This is a genomic window from Roseateles sp. GW821-FHT02E12 (assembly GCF_059421665.1).
The window spans coordinates 19,796-36,342 of sequence record NZ_JBWKVK010000003.1; the positions used below are offsets into that span (position 1 = coordinate 19,796).

The 16,547-nt window shown below is 67.0% G+C and carries 16 protein-coding genes; 14 read left to right on the forward strand and 2 right to left on the reverse strand.

Features of this window, described 5'->3' with window-relative positions:
• From AC07V5_RS18115 to AC07V5_RS18180, 14 genes are all read left to right on the forward strand, one after another.
• The gene (locus tag AC07V5_RS18115; protein ID WP_495117103.1) at positions 1 to 1,887 is read left to right on the forward strand and encodes a polysaccharide biosynthesis protein; all 1,887 of its coding nucleotides are present in this window, start codon (positions 1 to 3) and stop codon (positions 1,885 to 1,887) included.
• 2 nt (positions 1,888 to 1,889) lie between these two features.
• Entirely contained in the window at positions 1,890 to 2,345 is a 456-nt protein-coding gene (locus AC07V5_RS18120) for a thiosulfate oxidation carrier protein SoxY (RefSeq protein WP_495117104.1), read from the forward strand.
• Positions 2,342 to 4,060 carry a GspE/PulE family protein gene (locus tag AC07V5_RS18125; RefSeq protein WP_495117105.1) on the forward strand — a complete coding sequence of 573 codons (1,719 nt, stop codon included), beginning with the start codon at positions 2,342 to 2,344 and terminating at the stop codon, positions 4,058 to 4,060. Before AC07V5_RS18120 ends, AC07V5_RS18125 begins: the two co-directional genes overlap by 4 nt.
• Position 4,061: 1 nt before the next feature.
• On the forward strand, positions 4,062 to 5,270 hold the full coding sequence (locus AC07V5_RS18130; protein WP_495117106.1) for a type II secretion system F family protein: 1,209 nt from the start codon (positions 4,062 to 4,064) through the stop codon (positions 5,268 to 5,270).
• 5 nt (positions 5,271 to 5,275) lie between these two features.
• Entirely contained in the window at positions 5,276 to 5,710 is a 435-nt protein-coding gene (gene gspG, locus AC07V5_RS18135) for a type II secretion system major pseudopilin GspG (RefSeq protein WP_495117107.1), read from the forward strand.
• Positions 5,682 to 6,116 (forward strand): prepilin-type N-terminal cleavage/methylation domain-containing protein, encoded by a 435-nt coding sequence (locus AC07V5_RS18140; RefSeq protein WP_495117108.1) that lies wholly within the window; start codon positions 5,682 to 5,684, stop codon positions 6,114 to 6,116. Before gspG ends, AC07V5_RS18140 begins: the two co-directional genes overlap by 29 nt.
• Entirely contained in the window at positions 6,113 to 6,553 is a 441-nt protein-coding gene (locus tag AC07V5_RS18145; RefSeq protein ID WP_495117109.1) for a type IV pilus modification PilV family protein, read from the forward strand. Before AC07V5_RS18140 ends, AC07V5_RS18145 begins: the two co-directional genes overlap by 4 nt.
• Complete coding sequence (locus tag AC07V5_RS18150) at positions 6,550 to 7,140, forward strand: prepilin-type N-terminal cleavage/methylation domain-containing protein (RefSeq protein WP_495117110.1); 591 nt, start codon at positions 6,550 to 6,552, stop codon at positions 7,138 to 7,140. The genes AC07V5_RS18145 and AC07V5_RS18150 overlap by 4 nt, the downstream gene beginning before the upstream one ends.
• Complete coding sequence (locus AC07V5_RS18155) at positions 7,137 to 8,213, forward strand: type II secretion system minor pseudopilin (protein WP_495117111.1); 1,077 nt, start codon at positions 7,137 to 7,139, stop codon at positions 8,211 to 8,213. Before AC07V5_RS18150 ends, AC07V5_RS18155 begins: the two co-directional genes overlap by 4 nt.
• Positions 8,140 to 9,261: a hypothetical protein gene (locus AC07V5_RS18160; protein ID WP_495117112.1), complete on the forward strand. Its 1,122-nt coding sequence runs from the start codon at positions 8,140 to 8,142 to the stop codon at positions 9,259 to 9,261. Before AC07V5_RS18155 ends, AC07V5_RS18160 begins: the two co-directional genes overlap by 74 nt.
• Positions 9,262 to 9,270: 9 nt before the next feature.
• Positions 9,271 to 9,855 carry a hypothetical protein gene (locus AC07V5_RS18165; protein WP_495117113.1) on the forward strand — a complete coding sequence of 195 codons (585 nt, stop codon included), beginning with the start codon at positions 9,271 to 9,273 and terminating at the stop codon, positions 9,853 to 9,855.
• Positions 9,852 to 10,319: a type II secretion system protein N gene (locus tag AC07V5_RS18170; RefSeq protein WP_495117114.1), complete on the forward strand. Its 468-nt coding sequence runs from the start codon at positions 9,852 to 9,854 to the stop codon at positions 10,317 to 10,319. The genes AC07V5_RS18165 and AC07V5_RS18170 overlap by 4 nt, the downstream gene beginning before the upstream one ends.
• A complete protein-coding gene (locus tag AC07V5_RS18175; protein WP_495117115.1) occupies positions 10,316 to 12,694 on the forward strand; it encodes a type II secretion system protein GspD in 2,379 nt (792 codons plus the stop codon). Before AC07V5_RS18170 ends, AC07V5_RS18175 begins: the two co-directional genes overlap by 4 nt.
• Before the next feature lie 288 nt (positions 12,695 to 12,982).
• Positions 12,983 to 14,455 (forward strand): hypothetical protein, encoded by a 1,473-nt coding sequence (locus tag AC07V5_RS18180; RefSeq protein ID WP_495117116.1) that lies wholly within the window; start codon positions 12,983 to 12,985, stop codon positions 14,453 to 14,455.
• A gap of 177 nt (positions 14,456 to 14,632) precedes the next feature.
• On the opposite strand, the gene AC07V5_RS18185 is transcribed toward AC07V5_RS18180, so the two are convergent.
• Entirely contained in the window at positions 14,633 to 15,742 is a 1,110-nt protein-coding gene (locus tag AC07V5_RS18185) for a DUF1972 domain-containing protein (RefSeq protein ID WP_495117117.1), read from the reverse strand.
• A 20-nt stretch (positions 15,743 to 15,762) separates the two neighbouring features.
• Positions 15,763 to 16,527, reverse strand: coding sequence for a glycosyltransferase family 2 protein (locus tag AC07V5_RS18190; protein ID WP_495117118.1), 765 nt, complete (start codon positions 16,525 to 16,527; stop codon positions 15,763 to 15,765).
• Positions 16,528 to 16,547 lie beyond the last annotated feature (20 nt).

Here is a 16,547-nt window from a genome sequence, read left to right on the forward strand (position 1 = left end):
ATGAACTGGCAGTTTCTCGACACCTTGCTCACGCGCCTGCGCCCGCACCGCGAGGCGCTGGCGCTGCTGCTGGATGTCTTCGTTGTCGCCATCGCCTGGCAGGCCACCTACCTCTTTCGCCTCGGCTTCGAGCGCTGGTTCTCGGCCCGGCCCGACTACGACGGCTGGGTGCTGCTGGGACTGCTGGCCATCTACGCGGCCGTGCTGTGGGGGCTGCACGTGCCCAAGGGCATGTGGCGCTTCTCCGGCTTCGGCGAGGTCAAGCGCCTGGCCGTGGCCTGCCTGCTGGCCGGCCTGATCGGCGCGACCGCCGTGCTGATGGCCCACCTGCGCGCCGTGCCCCGCGCGGTGCTGACGCTGCACCCCCTCTTCACGCTGATGCTGCTGGCCATGATGCGCATGGGGTACCGCATGCTCTACGAGCACATGCGCAGCCGCATCAATGGCAATGCGCAGGAGCAGCGGCGCGCGCTGGTGATGGGCGCGGGCCAGGCGGGCCGCCTGTTGCTGGCGGGTATCCAGCACCAGGGGTGGACCGTCGTCGGCTGGCTGGACGACGACCGCCACAAGCAGGGCGCGCGCATCGCCGGCCTGCCCGTTCTCGGGCGCCTGGTAGATGCCATTGCCGTGTGCGAGGCGCAGGGCATCAGCCATCTCATCGTCGCCATGCCGTCGGCCACGGCCGAGCAGCGGCGTCGCGCACTGGAGCTGGCGGGCCACGCGGGGCGGCCGGTGCTGACGGTGCCCAGCCCCATCGAGCTGGAGGCTGGCCGGCGCGTGGAGCAACTGCGCGACATCGAACTCGAAGACCTGCTCGGCCGCGAGCCGGTGCAGCTCGACGAAGCGGGGCTCGGCGAGTTCATTCGCGGCCAGTCCATCTTCGTCACCGGCGCGGGCGGCAGCATCGGCAGCGAACTCTGCCGGCAGATCGCCCGTTACCGCCCCCAGCGCCTGGTGCTGTTCGACCTCAGCGAGGCGGCGCTTTATGCCATCGAGCAGGAGCTGGCCCACAGCCACCCGGCGCTGCAACTGGTGCCGCTGGTGGGCGATGTGAAGGACGAGGTCCGGCTCACGGCACTGCTGCGCCGCTACGCCGCGCGGCTGGTCTTCCACGCCGCGGCCTACAAGCATGTGCCGCTGATGGAGGGCGACAACGCCTGGATGGCCTTGCTCAACAACAGCATCGGCAGCTTCCGGGCGGCCCGGGCCGCCGTTGCCGCGGGCGTGGACCGGTTCGTGCTGATCAGCACCGACAAGGCCGTCAACCCGACCAACGTGATGGGCGCCAGCAAACGCCTGGCCGAACTGGTGGTGTCTGCCTTCGCGGCGGACTCACCCGGTACGCGCTTTGTGACCGTGCGCTTCGGCAATGTGCTGGGTTCCAGTGGCAGCGTGATCCCGAAGTTCAAGGCCCAGATCCTGGCGGGCGGGCCGGTCACCGTCACGCACCCGGACATCATTCGGTATTTCATGACCATCCCCGAGGCCGCGCGGTTGGTGATGCAGGCCGGCCTGATCGGCGACAGCGGCCAGGTGCTGCTGCTGGACATGGGCGAGCCGGTGCGCATCGTCGACCTGGCGCGCGACCTGATCCGCCTCAGCGGCCACACCGAGAAGGAAATTCCCATCGCCTTCACCGGCCTGCGGCCGGGCGAGAAGCTGTTCGAGGAGCTGCTGGCCGACGCCGACACTACGCTGCCGACGGCGTCGCCGCATCTGCGCCTGGCGCGGCTTGCGCCGGGCCCCGGGTTGGCGGCGATCAGCGCCTGGGTGGCCGACGTCGAGGGCCAGGCGGCGTTCGGGGATACTTTTGCCCGTGCCCAGCTCAAGCGCTGGGTGCCCGAATTCGAGGATGGCCGCCATCCTGACCTGAGCCCTTCTCTGTGAGCATGCCCCGACTTTTCCGCCTGACCCTCGCCACGCTGGCCTTCTGTGCGGCTGCCGGTGCGCAAGCCCAGCCCACGCCCGCTCCGAATGCCGCGCTGGAACGTGCCCAGCAGGCCAAGACGACGGCCGAGGTGCTGACGGCGCTGGGCGTCGGCACCCCGGAGCCGGGCAAGCGTGTGCTGCTGGAGGCGCCGGATATCGCCATCGCCGGCCGCCCGTTCAGCATCAAGGTCAGCAGTCAGATGGCGGGGACAGACTGGATCCTGATCCTGTCGGAGCCCGGCCCGACGCCGCTGGTCAAGCTGCAGGAGTTCTCTCCCGGCACGGACCGCTCGCTCAGTGCCAGCCTCAAGCTCACCCAGACCGGCCGTGTGCGGGCCATCGTGCGCACCAGCGGCAAGTACTACCAGGTGACGCGCGAGGTCAAGATCGCCACGCCCGGTGGAGATGCCCGATGAGCGCGGTGCCGCAACAGCCCCAGTTGTCGCTCGGCCAGTTCCTGCTGGAACGCGGCCTCATCAACGCACCGGACCTGGACCGTGCACTGGCGTCGCAGAAGCTGACTGCCACGCGGCTGGGGCGCATGCTCGTGCGCCTGGGTGCGATTTCCGAGGACAACCTGTTGCCGGCGCTGGCCGAGCATCTGGGCCTGCCGCTGCTGGACGAAGCCGAGCTGCACGCCCAGGCGGCCAACATCATCCGCAGCATCGAAACATTGGGCATGCCGCGCAGCTGGTTCGCCGAGCGCGGCCTGGTGGTTTTCGAAGCCGCCGACGGCGTGCTGCATTGCGCGGCGCGCTATCCGCAGGATTCCTTCCTGCAGGAGGTCATGGCGGCTCGGGCCCACGGCCACCAGCTGGTCTGGCACCTCATGCGCAGCCGCGACGAGGAATGGCTGTCCAAGCTGCTGGCGCCTGCCAACGAGGGCGGGCTGGTTGGCGACGAGGCGGCGCATCTGCGTGAGCTGGCCGAGGAAGCGCCCGTCATCGACCTCGTCAACACCGTCTTTGCCCAGGCGGCCGACGAGAACGCATCCGATATCCACATCGAGCCCGAGGAGCACGAGTTCTTCGTGCGCCTGCGCATCGACGGCGTGCTGCAGACCCGCGCCACGCTGCCGAGCGAACGCTTCGCGGCGGTGGCCTCGCGCATCAAACTGATCGCAGGCCTGGACATCGCCGAGCGCCGCCTGCCGCAGGATGGCCGCATCACGCTGCGCGTCAGCGGCGTGGACCTGGACGTGCGCGTGTCGGTCGTGCCCGGCGTGCATGGCGAATCGGTCGTCATGCGGCTGCTGCCCAAGAACCGCGCCGAGTTCCGCCTCGACCGGCTGGGCCTGGAGCCCGACCACCTGAAGCAGTTCCTGCGCTGGGCTCGCGAGCCCAACGGCATCGTGCTGGTGACGGGCCCGACCGGCTCCGGCAAGAGCACCACGCTCTACGCCGCGCTGGCCGAGGTGAACGACCGGGCCAGCAAGATCATCACGGTCGAGGACCCGGTCGAGTACCGCATGCGCGGCGTCACGCAGATCCAGACGCAGGCCGAGATCGGCTACACCTTCGGCCGCGCGCTGCGCGCCATCCTGCGCCAGGACCCGGACATCATCATGATCGGTGAGATCCGTGACCTGGAAACCGCCGAGATCGCCGTGCAGTCGGCGCTGACCGGCCACACGGTCTTCTCCACGCTGCACACGAACGACGCGCTGTCAGCCTTTACCCGCCTGATCGACATGGGCGTGGAGCCTTTCCTCGTCGCGTCCTCCGTGCGCGCCGTGCAGGCGCAGCGCCTGGTGCGCCGGCTTTGTGGCGCCTGCGCCCAACCCACCGAGGCGCCGGCCGGCCTGGGCGAGCTGCTGCAGACCTTGCGCGCCAGTGCACCGGTGCTGTTCGAGCAGCCGGCGCGCTGGCGCACGGCCGTCGGCTGTGCGCAGTGCCAGCACACCGGCTTCAAGGGGCGGCTGGGCATCTACGAGATGGTGGACGTGAGCCCGGCACTGCAGTCGGCCATCATGCAGCGCGTGCCATCCCACGAGATCACCGCGCTGGCGCGCGCCCAGGGTTATCGCAATCTGCGCGAGGACGGCATCGTCAAGGCTTGGCAAGGCCTGACCAGCGTGGACGAGGTGCTGCGCGTGACCGGTGCGGCCGAGGTCGTCATCGAGGACACCTGACGTGGAGTTCCGATACGAAGCGGCCAATGCCGACGGACAGCTGCTGCGCGGCCAGCTCAGCGCGGACAGCGAGCGCGCAATGCTGCAGCTGCTGCGCGACCAGCACCTGACGCCGATCTCCATCGAGCCCGTGCTGGCGGGCGGCGGCCGGGCGCTGTTCGCACGCCGCCAGCGCAGCGTCGGCGTCGAGGAAACCACGCAGGTTGTGCGCGAGCTCGCCACCTTGCTCGGCGCCGGCGTGCCGCTGGCCGAAAGCGTGGACTCCACCGCCCAGGCTCACGCCGCCTCCAGCATCGGGCCGGCCTTCGCCCGCATCTACGCCCAGTTGCGCAGCGGCGCGCCGCTGTCCGATGCGCTGCGTGCCGCCGAACTGAACCTGCCTGAATATCTGTACCAGCTGGTGTCTGCCGGCGAGCTGACCGGCAAGCTGGCACCGGCCCTGCACAGCGCGGCCGACCAGATGGAGTACGAGCAGCGCGTGCGCTCCGAGATGCGCAACGCGCTGATCTACCCCGCCGTGCTGGTGGCTTCGGGCGTGGGCGCGACGCTGCTGATCTTCATCATGGTGGTGCCCAAGTTCGCCAACATGCTGAAGAGTTCGCGAGCCAATCTGCCGGACATCTCCGTGTGGGTGCTGAAGTCCGGGCTGTTCGTGAAGGAGAACCTGCTGTGGTTCGGCCTCGGCGCGGCGGGCCTGGTGTTGGGGGGCGCGCTGCTGTTGTCCATGCCGGCCGTGCGCCAGCGCTTGCGCGAGGCGGCGTCCCGCCTGCCTGTGGTGGGGGACTGGCTGACGAATGCCGAGCTGGGCCGCTGGGCGGCGATGCTGGGCAGCCTGCTGGCCAACAAGGTGCCCATCGTCCGCGCGATGGAGCTGGCGCAGGCCGGCGTGCAGCTGGGCGCCGTATCCTCGCGGCTGCAACTGGCGGTGCGTGACCTGCGCGCCGGCAAGAAGCTGGCCGATTCCCTGGCCCTGCACCGCACCGTCAGCCCCATGGGCATCAACCTTGTGCGGGTGGGCGAGCGCACTGGCGAGCTGCCGGAGATGCTGCGCACGCTCGGCCGGCTTTACGAGACCGCCAGCCGCGACCGCATGAAGCGCTTCCTCATCCTGTTCGAACCGATTGCCATTCTGGTGGTGGGTTCGGTGATTGGCTTCATCATGGTGGCCATCATGCTGGCCATCACCAGTTTCTCGACCTCTACCCTGTGAACATCATGCAAACCCGTTCCCCTCAACAAGGCTTCACGCTGCTGGAGCTGCTGGTGGTGCTGGTCATCATCGGCCTGCTGGGCAGCCTGGTCGGCCCCAAGCTCTTCGGCAAGGCCGACGCCGCCAAGATCCAGACCGCCCAGACCCAGGCCAAGATGTTCAAGGGTGCGCTGGAAACCATGCGCCTGGACATCGGCCGCTTCCCGACGCCCACCGAAGGGCTGGCGCTGCTGAACGAGCAGCCCAAGGACGAGCGCATCGCCCCGCGCTGGAAGGGTCCGTACCTGGACGAGACCCTGCCGGTGGACCCCTGGGGCAATCCGTACCAGTACAGCGTGCCCGGTGCAAACGGGCAGCCGGTGGCGATCTACTCGTTCGGCGCCGACGGCAAGCGCGGCGGCGAAGGCAACGATGCGGACATCGGCATCCTGCCCCCCTGAGCCCTGGCAGCCTGCGCGCGGCTTCACCCTGCTGGAGTTGCTGGTGGTGATGGCCGTGGTTGGCCTGATCGCCGGGCTGGTGGCGCCCAATCTGCAGAAGCTGGTCGGCAGCGTCGACCGCGCCACGCGCCGCGATGGCCTGGTGGCCGACATTGCCGGGCTGAGCTACCGCGCCTATTCGCTGGGACAGGGCTTCGAGCTGAACGAGGCCGGCTTCAGCCAGCTGCTTCGCGACGGCAACCCCGTGCTGGCGGTGCCCAGCGGCTGGCGGGTGGCCGTTGACCCGCCCATCCGCTTCGGCTTCAACGGAGTGTGCAGTGGCGGCCGCCTGACGCTGGTGTCGCCCGACAGCGTCCGCGAGGAGATCCGGCTGCGCGCGCCCGACTGCCGGATCGAGCGCGGATGAAGCTCGGGCGCGGGCAGCGCGGCTTCAGCCTGCTGGAAGCCATGGTTGCGATGGTCATCCTGGCCTCGGCGGGATGGGCGCTGTTCAGCTGGGTGAATGCCAGCATCATTTCGCTGCGCCGCGTCGAAGACGCGAACGCCCGCAGCGCGGCCACGGCCAACGCGCTCGAGTTCCTGCAGGCCGTCAACCCGATGTTGCGGCCGGAAGGCGAAATGGACCTGGGCGACTGCCGCGTCCGGTGGCAGGCCAGCGCCATCACCAACGTGATGGACGGCAGCGACTACCCGCGCGGCGCCAGCTTCTATCAGTTGGCGCTGTATGACACCGTCGTGCGCGCCTATCGCGGCCAGGACGAGTTTTGGTTCGAGTTCAAGATCAAGCAGGTCGGCTTCAAGAAGGTCCGGGCCGTGATCAACCCGTTCCAGGCCGCCCCATGAAACCGTCGCGCGGCTCTGCCGGGTTCACGCTGGTCGAGGTGCTGGTGGTGCTGGTCATCACGGCGCTGGTGTCGACGCTGCTTTTCCAGGCGCTGGCCCAGGTCTACCGGCTGCAAGGGCGCTTCGGCGAGCAGTTGGCGCAGAGCCAGGGCGGTGCGATGCGGGCGGACTGGTATCGCCAGCTCATTCAGGGGCTGCGTACCGACTACGCAGACGGCAAGCAGCGCTTCAGCGGCGATTCCAGGAAACTCGCCGGATTGAGCAGCACGCCGCTGGCGGCTTCGGGTGGGGCGGCTCAATGGATCTCGCTGGAGCTCGCCGACGGTGAGCTGCGCTACCAGGCCGGGGATGAACGTGCCACGCTGATGAGGTGGCCCGCTACCGGGCCGGCCGAGTTCGTGTATCTTGACGAGAACGGCGCCGAGTATGGCCAGTGGCCGCCCGCTATGGGCAAGCCCGGCCCTCAGCTGCCGGCTGCGGTGCTGCTGAAGCTGCCGCGCGACCAGGGGCGCATGGTGCTGGCCGCCGTGCCGAGCGGCACGCGCGAAGCGCGGGTGAGGGCGTTCAGGCTGGGTCTCAATCCATGAGCGAATCCATGAGCACGCGCATGGGCCGGCAGGCGCAGCAGGGCTTCGTGCTGGTGCTGACCCTCTGGATACTTGCCGCCATCGCCATCGCGGCCGCCTATTTCGGCGAGCGGGTGCAGGCCTCGCTGCGCCTGGCTTCGGCCCGCCAGGATCTGGCGGAGGCGCAGATCGCTCTCAACAACGGGCGCGCTGAAGTGCTCTATCGGCTGGCCGTGACGCCGATGAGTGCCTACGGCCTGGGTGACCCGCCCAACACCATGCGCCTGGATGACCGCCCGTATTCAGAGTCCGGTGGCCAGCTGCAGTTGCAGGATCTGGGCGGCCTGGTGGACCTGAACCTGGCATCCGACGGCCAGTGGCAGCGGCTGCTGACCGGGCTGGATGTCCCGAGCGACACCAGCCTCGCTTTGGTCGATGCGCTGCGCGACTATGTCGATGCCGATGACCTGCGCCGGCTCAACGGCGCCGAGTCGGCTCAGTACCGTGCGATGGGGCGAGCCGACCTTCCGCGCAACGACCTGCTTCAGTCGCCACTGGAGCTGCGCGACGTTTACGGCTGGGCCGGACAGTCGGCGCTCTGGCGCGGCGGCAGGTTGCTGGACCTGATCACGACCGATGGCACGCCCCGCGTGAATCCCAACACGGCGCCCTGGCAGGTGCTCGCCACGCTGCCGGGCGTGTCGGCCGAGACGGCGCGCGCCATCATTGACCACCGCGAGATCGAGCCGGTCAGCGCCGCCTGGATGGACCGCATGCTGGGCACGCGCTTCGACACGCTGCCGTCGCCGCTGCAGACCTTCCCGTCCAGGGCTGTGCGCGTTACTCAACGGGTGCCCGGTCTGCCCTGGGGCCTTCGATACAATGTGCAGTTGACTCCCAAAGGGGTTTCGACCCCCTGGAACATCACTTATTTCTACCGGCTGGAGGATCTCCCGCCGGATCCGGGCCCGGACAAGAATTCGGCGGCCCAACCCGCTTCGAATTCACCAGCGCCGGTACATGCATCAGATCCTCCGCGGCTTCCCCCGCGGGCTGCTCAGCCTTCCTCCGCGCCGCGCCTTCTGGCACCTTGAGCGGCTTGAGCCCAGCTCGGGCGGCTTGGGCTCGCCCGAGCTCGTCATCTCGCGCGGCCATTGCCGTTTTGGCCGTTTCGACCTGTCGCGCCTGCCTGCCGCCAAGCGTGCGTCCGCACTGGCGCTGCAGTTGCCGGGCTGGAGCCCGTTCGTTGACAGCGGCCATGCGATTGCCTGGTCGGCCGACGGCCACGCCAACGTGTGGTGCTGGGATGACGCGGCGCTGCGCGCGGCCTGGCCGGCCGCTGCGAGCGGCAAGCTGCCCAAGCTCGTTCCCGAGACACCGCTGCGCGCCGCACCGGCGGCGGGTGAGGGTGTCAGGTTGGTGCGCTGCCTGGACGGCGTCGAAGGCCAGTACTGGCGCGAGGGGCAATTGCACGCCAGCCGTTGGTGGCCCGCGGCTCCTGAAGCCTCCGCGCATCTTGCCTTCCAGCGCGATTGCGGCATGGCACCCGAGGCCTTGAACGCCGAACTCGTGGTGGAGGACCTGCCGCTGCAAGCCAAACCCTGGAGCCCGCTGAGTGCCGTGGGGGGTGCGAGCGGCCAGGTCGCGGCGCCCGAACTGGCCGTGTATGCCGCATTGGCCCTCGCGCTGGGTGTGCCGGCCTTGTCGCTGGCCGTCGACCAGGTCCGCCTGAGCCAGGCCCGGGGTGCTGCGCAGGCTGAACTTGCCAGTGAAACTGAGCGCTCACGCGGCGTGCTCACGGCGCGCAGCGAGGCGCTTGCGGCGGCTGATCAGGCGCGGGCGTTGAGCGAGTTGCAGCCGTATCCGCCGCCACTGGTCCACATGATGGCCATTGCCCGCGCGCTGCCGGAAGCAGGAGGATCGGTGCTGCGCGAATGGGAGATGAACGAGGGCAAGCTGCGCGTGCTGATTTCGTCTCCCGGCGTCGAGATCGCGGGTGCCGAGCATGTGCGCGCGCTGGAACAGACGGGGCTCTTCAAGGACGTGAAGATCCTGACCCAGGCCGATCCGCGCCAGATGGCCTTCGTGATGACGTTCAAACCCCAAGCTGCGCTTGCAGCTGGCGCTGCTTCGGCACCCTGACCATCACCTATGGGATATCTCGAAGAACTTCGTAGCAACTTGCGCCTTCGTGTCGGTTTGGTGGCGATCGTGGCCATCCTGATCGGCTACGGCCTTCTCGAATGGCGTGATCACTTTGCCGCGTCTGCTACCGACTACCGCCGCCTGCTCAATCAGGTGGGCAGGTTGGGCCAGCAGCAGCACCCCGAACAGTGGCAGAGCCGGGCCGCGGAAGCCCGCCAGGCCTTGGGTCAGGCGCGCGCCCAGTTGTGGCGCAACGTCTCGCCCGGGCTCGCGCAGGCGCAGGTGCAGGACTGGCTCAGCGGCGCGCTGCGGCAGACCGATGCCAAGGCCTATTCGGTGCGCGTCTCCGAACCCGAGACGGCGATCGACGGCCAGTCGCTCAAGGCGCGCCTTCCCCAGGAGTTGAACCAGCTGGTGCCATTGCGTGCCCGCGTCGAGTTCAATTCGGATCCCGCCGTGCTGCTGGCCCTGTTGGCCGCGATGAACGAATCCAAGCAGCGCATCGTGGTCGACACCCTCAACATCAAGGCGTTGAAGACGGACATGATGCTCACCTTCTGGTTCGAGATCGCCGCGGAGCCCAAGCGATGAACTGGTTCGAATCGCCCAGGCGCGTGCTGATGAGCGTGGCTGTGCTGTTGCTGGTCGCCCTCATCGTGCTGCTGCTGCTGCCCATGCAATTGCCCACCTCGCAGGGGCTGGCGCGGCCCGATGCTGCCTGGGAACTGCCCGTGCCGGTCAGCGTCGATGCCGACGCTGCGCTCAGCGTGATCAACCAGCGCAGGCTGTTCGGTCAGTCCGCCTCGGTGGGACTGCCGCCGGACGCCGCGATCGATGAGAAGAGCCTGACGCCGCCCAACTGGCGCATTGCCGGTGCTTACACGGAGGGTGCGCGGCATGTGCTGCTGATCGCCACCGAAGGTCAGCCGGCGCCTCAGCAATTGCGTGTCGGCGACGCCTTGCCCGGCGGTGCCAAGATCACTGCCATCACCAACGATCGGGTGACCCTTTCCCTTCACGGCCAGCGCGTCTCCCTGAGTACCTATCCCCAATGAACAAGATTCGTCGTTCCGTGAGCCACCGTCGTGCTTTGCAGCCGTTGGGCTTGGCCGTCGCCGTGTTGGTCGCCGGCTGCGCAACGCCCGAGCAGGGTATGGTGCCGCGCCAACTGCTGGTGGCGCCCGACGCCGCATCGGAGACGCGTTCCCAGAGCCTGGAGGTCCAGGCGCAGGCGGACCGCCGGACCGTCATCAGTACCGTCCCTGCCATTCCCAAGCCCGAGAGCGTCAGCTCCGTCAAGGCAGGCTCCAGCACGCCCAAACCTGGCGAGCGCGCCGATCTGACGCTGGCCTTCGACAGTCTGCCCCTGCCGAGCTTCGTCCAGGTCGTGTTCGGCCAGGTCATGAAGAAGAACTTCAGCCTGGATCCCAGCCTCATCGCTCGCACCGACCTCGTCACGCTGCGCACCGGTCAGCCGCAGACGCCGTCGCAAGTACTGGAGACGACCCGGCTGCTGCTGAAAAGCTATGGCGTTGCCGTGCAGGACATGGGGAGCGACTTCTATCGCATCGTGCCCGACAACAACCAGGCGGGTTACCTCCCGGAGATCCGCCGTGGTCGCGCCCAGCCGGATGTGCCGCTGCCGATGCGCCCGGTCTTCCAACTGGTGGAACTGACGGCCGTCAGGCACTCGGAAGTGAGCGGCTGGCTCAAAGCGATGTTCGGCAGCCGGCTGAATGTGCAGGACGATCCGGGCCGCAACGCGTTGTTGATCAGTGGTCAGGGTCCCGAGGTGGCCGGCGCGCTCGAGGCGATCCAGGTGCTGGACCAACCCTTGATGCGTGGCCGCGGCAGCCGGCTGGTGACCCCGGCCAGCCTGAGTGCAGATGACCTGTCGCGCCGGCTCGTTGAAATCCTCTCGGCCGAAGGCTACGCGGTGGGCCAGGGCGTCAGCCAGGGCTTGCCGATCAGCCTCGTCCCCGTGCCCGCGTCTGGTGCGCTGCTGGTCTTCGCGGCGGACCCCGCCGTGTTGGCGCACGTCATCGAATGGGCCGCGAAACTGGATTCGCTGGACGAAGGCAACCGGCGCGCCGGGGGCGCGTACTTCAGCTACGAGGTCAAGTATGCAGATGCGCAGTCGATGGCCAGGACGCTGCAGGAGCTGATGGGCAACGCCGCCGCCGCTGCCGCGCCGAGCAACGCTCAGATCGTCATCGGTGCGCCGAAACAGCCCGCACGCATCGTCGTCAACGCCGCCACCAACACGCTCATCTTCAGTTCCCAGAACCCCGAGGAACATGCACAGCTGCTGGGCCTCGTGCGCACCTTGGATCGGCCGGTCAAGTCGGCCATGATCGAGGTGACGGTGGCCGAGGTGAGTACCCTCGCCAAGGATCAACTCGGCCTGGAGTGGACCGGCAACAAGGGCGTCGGCGATGGCGCGTATGTCACCGCCGGTACGGTCGGGGGGTTGAACCTCCAGGCGACCGGCCTGACGGCCAGCTACTTCAATCACGCAGGCGCCCTGCGCGCCAAGCTCAATGCGATGGCCAGCAGGAACAAGGCGCGCATTCTGTCCACACCGCGCGTGATGGCTCGCAACGGCGAAACCGCCACCATCCAGGTCGGGTCGGAAGTTCCCATCATCACCAGTCAGCAATCGTTGTCGACGACCTCGACAACCGGGAGCACAGGTGTGCTGCAGACGGTGCAGTACCGCAATACCGGCGTCATTCTCAAAGTCAAACCGGTGATATTCGCGGGCCGGGTGGAACTGGACGTTCAGCAAGAGGTCAGCGACGCCACTTCCACCACCACGGGCGTCAACGTCTCGCCGACGATATCTACTCGCAAGATTGATACAAAGGTCTCTATCAGCGACGGCGCGACCGTCGCGCTGGGTGGGTTGATCAAGCGCACGGAGACCAAGGGCCATGTGGGTGTGCCACTCCTGAAGGACATTCCCGTTCTCGGCCAGTTTTTCCGCACCGATAGCAACGACCTGAATGAAACCGAACTCATCATTCTGATCACGCCCTATGTCGTCGAGAACGACATGGTGGCGGAACAGGTGACGAGGGCGCTGCGCGGCCAGATGGGCCCTTGGGCCCAGACCTCCGACGGTCCCGCACCTTTGGTGAAGGCGCCGCCGGCTTCGCCCGCGGCGACGACAGCGAGACCCGCCTCCAGGTCCATGGAAGTACAGACGATCACTGAGCCCGCGGCAACGGCGCCCGAGTCTGGCAGCCCGGCCGCCAGCCCCCCCGCGCCTCAGCCGTCAGCCCAGCCGACGATCCGCCCGCCGGCTGGCGTCCAGGGTGTTCCCGTCACCGACCCCGCACTCCTTGAGGAATTGCGGCGTGCTTCGGCAAAACCGGGCACCAAGAACAGCAGCAAGCCCGATCCTGCCAGTCCGCCCAAGAAGGATTGAGGGAAGTCCGACGATTCGTAACGGTGCTTCTAAATGGGCAATATTGCCTATCACTGTTGCGTCCAGCCGACGGCACCCTAAGCAGGCCGCCCAAGACCCGTGTTTAGAATGCTTGCGCCGAGGAAGGTTGGGTTCCGCGCTAAATTTGTGGTGGACTACTGGCTTTCACCGACTGTTTTTGTGGTTGCTCGACCGGTCACAGGTGCTAGCATGCGTTTCGGCGGATGCATCTCACCGGTGAGATGGCTGCAAGCTTGAATTGAACTCACTACTTCGAAGGGTGATTGAATGAAGAAACTTAACCTGATCTGCGCATCGATCGCATTGCTCGCGGCCGGCGCAGCCAACGCGGGCACCGCCGTGTCGACGGCAACCAAGATCGCCGTGGAAAACTTCGGCGGCTCTGCTGCTAACCAAGACACGCTTGCTGTCCTGGGCGCGCCGATCAGCTACAGCATGTCCACGATTACCGCTGTCAACAGCGGCTCGACCGTGTACTTCACTGTGCGTCTGACCGGCGGCAAGTTCGCTGCAGCGCCGGGCGCCACGAACTTCACGTTCGGCGGCCAGGCCTGTATCGCTGGCGCCGCGACGACGGCTAACCCGAGTTGCGCCGTGACGGCCTCGACCGACAAGTCGACCATCAAGGTTGCTGTCACGACCGCCGCCAGCTACACGCTGGGCCTGGGTGCTTTCACCTGGACGCCGATCGCTGCTGACATCAACACCGTGAACGCGACCCTGGCTGCTGTTGGCGGCAAGGTCAGCGCTGCCATCGGTCTGGTGACCCTGAACCCGACGGCTATCGAAGCTACCGACACGCAAGCCACCATCGACGCCCCCGTGGCGACGGGTGACCTGGCTGTTGGCGCCAAGGCAGTCAACGGCGTTGTTGCAGCCTCTGCCTACACCGGCAAGATTGACCTGACCGTCTCTCCTGCTGCCAGCGACTTCACCACGCCGAACTACGCCGTGCTGGGTTCGTACAAGTTCACGGACTTGGCTGCTGGTGGCGTGAAGATCCGCAGCGGTGCTAGCGACTACACGCTGGCCAACGGCAGCGCGGCTTCGGCCAATGCTGGCGCGTCGGTTGTGGTCACTCCTGGTGCGACGCAGTCGTTCCCGGTTGGCTCGGTTGTGTCGCTGCACACCAACGTCACGTGCTCGGCAGCTGTTGCCGCCACGACGACCGCTACCGTGACTGCAGGTAACGCTGCAACCGCGAAGACGGTCACGACGACGACTGCTCTGACGACGGGTACCGAGTACTTCGTCTGCATCACGAAGCCGACCGCGACGAATCTGGCCACGCCGATCCAGGCAACCATTGCTGCTACGGTTATCCCTGGTTCGACCAACGACCTGATCGCTTCGGCTTCGGGTCTGGGTTACAACCTGGGCTACAACGGTTCGACCGTTGACGTGCTGACCTACTGGCCTGGTGCTCTGGACGCTTACGCGTACAAGGGCTACCTGCGCATTACCAACACCGGTTCGGTGAAGGCCAATGTGTCGCTGGCTCACGTCAGCCCGGCTGACGGCACCGTCGGTACCGCCAAGGTCATCATCGCCGACCTGATGCCCGGTCAGTCCAAGCTGATCAGCACTGTGGCCATCGACGCTGTCGTTGGCGTCGCCCCCTCGAACCTCGAGTCGGGCCGCGTCAAGGTTACCGCTCCGACGGACGGCCTGCGCGTTCAGTCGCTGCTGCAAACCGGCGCTGACGCTCCGATCGAATACCGCGCCAACAACGGCCTGTAATCGACGAATCGAGGCGGGCACTGTCCGTCTCGAACGTAAGCAAAAAGCCCGCGAAAGCGGGCTTTTTTTTATTGCTGGATCAAGGAAGGCGTTACCCGCAATGGCGGCGACGTTTGAGCGGTTGCTTGGGCGGCCGCTCTGCTGCGACTGCGACCGTGCCCGGCCTTGGACGCGCGCTCAAGCGCCCAAACGTGCGATTACAGCGTCATAGCCGGAAAGTATGTGCTTCCAGCGGAATTGATCCACGCACCGCTGTCTCGCAGCCGTGACGTGCGTGCTGCGTTGCTGCGAGTTGAAGGGAGCTCGATCCATCTCTTGGGCCAGGTCTTCTGCCGAAGTGAAGTACAAGCCTCCGGCATCGCTGAGGACCCATCGGTTGAAAACGTTGTCGTGCGCGGCCACCAGGGCGCCGGCAGCCATGGCCTCGATCAACGAGGGGTTGGTGCCGCCAACCGAGTGCCCGTGCAGGTAGAGCGCTGAGCGCCGGCGCAGGGCGTCGAGCACCTGCACGTTGTAGACACCACCGGCGAAGTGGGCCTCTGGGTGTTTGGCGCGCAGTTGGCGGCCATACGCGTTGGCTTCAAAGTTCCCGAGCACCACGATCGGCAGATGACGGCGACTGCGCGCGTATGCGTCCAAGAGAACGTGAATCTGGTTTTCCGGTTCGGGTCTGGCGACGATCAAGAAATACCCGTTCTCCGGATATTTTTCGAGTAACGGGTGTGCGAGCGGGGTTTCGTCGGGTTTCAAAGCCGAATCATCGATGCCGTAAGCAATCATGCTCGACGAGGTATCTAACTCGCGCTCCAAATAGGCCTGAATTTCTGGGTGGTCGGCAATGAGCAGATTGGCGTGACGAACGGCGGCTCGTTCGTTGTGGCGCAGCCAGGCACGCGCCAGCCGGCCCCACTTGGCACGTTGCCATTCGATGCCGTCCATGTTCACCGCATGCTGGACGCCTAGCTTGCGCAGGCGACGCTGAAAGATGCCGGTGCCGTAGCCGAAGATCAGCGCGATCGCTCCGCGCGGCACCGCACGGAAGGAGCGCCAGTCGTACTCGATGGTTCCCAGGGGGCCGCGGGTGCGCGTTGCGATGTAACGCCGGTGGACGCCTTGCCAGAGGTCGTCTTGGGGCTGTGCCTCACCCGGCTTTATGTCGACCTCACAGAACACGGTGACGCGGTGACCTTGCTGGACGAGATGAGGCGCGAGCACTTCCACGAGGCGCTCGAAGCCACCGTAGCGGTTTGGAATGCCGCGTACGCCGATGAGATGGATGTCTGCCATGGAGCTTGGGTTGGCGGGGCTCAGAAGTAGCGGCCCCGCAGAAAGTCGTTGATGACGCGCAGGCCGCCGGCCAGGCTGCCGAGCGCGAAGCGCATGCAGTTGCTCGCGGTGAGGTGGCGCAGCAGCAGCCGGCGCGCGCGGAATTCACCGGCGCGCATTCGCCAGATGGCGCTGGAAAGCCCACCCGCCGTGCCCGGCGCCCGGAAGACCGTCGCAAGCTCTTCGTCGAGATAACGGACGCGTGTTCCGGGCTGCACGTAGCGCAGCAGGAATGCCCAGTCCTCGCAGTGGCGTAGCGCCGTGAGGCCGAGGCGATGCTCCCGCCGGATGACCAGCGCGGGAGTGACGGCCGGATTCAGAAGCGCGATCCACCAGTGAAAAGGCAGCCAGGGCGAGCAGCGCTGCCACAGGCGCGCCAGGCTTGCATAGCGAGGCATGCCTTGAACGCCGTGGAAGAGCAGGTCGAAGTCCGCGCGCGCGAGTTCCGCGAGCACGCGGTCCAGCTTGCCGGCAATGAAGGCGTCGTCCGAGTCCAAGAATGCGACATGGCTGAAGCGCGCGCGTCGCACGCCCAGGTTGCGTGCCGCCTGCGGGCCGCGGTTGCGCTCAAAGCGATATCCGCGCACCGCAATGCCCGCGGCGTTGTGAGCCGGAAGCCGAGGTCGCAAATCCTCGGCCGAGCCGTCGTCGACGACGATGATCTCGACCCGGTCCGGTTGAGCGCAGGCGACCGAAGCGATCGCACGCTGGACCATGTCCAGGCGGTTGAGCGTAGGAATGACCACGCTCAGCCCGACAGCACGGG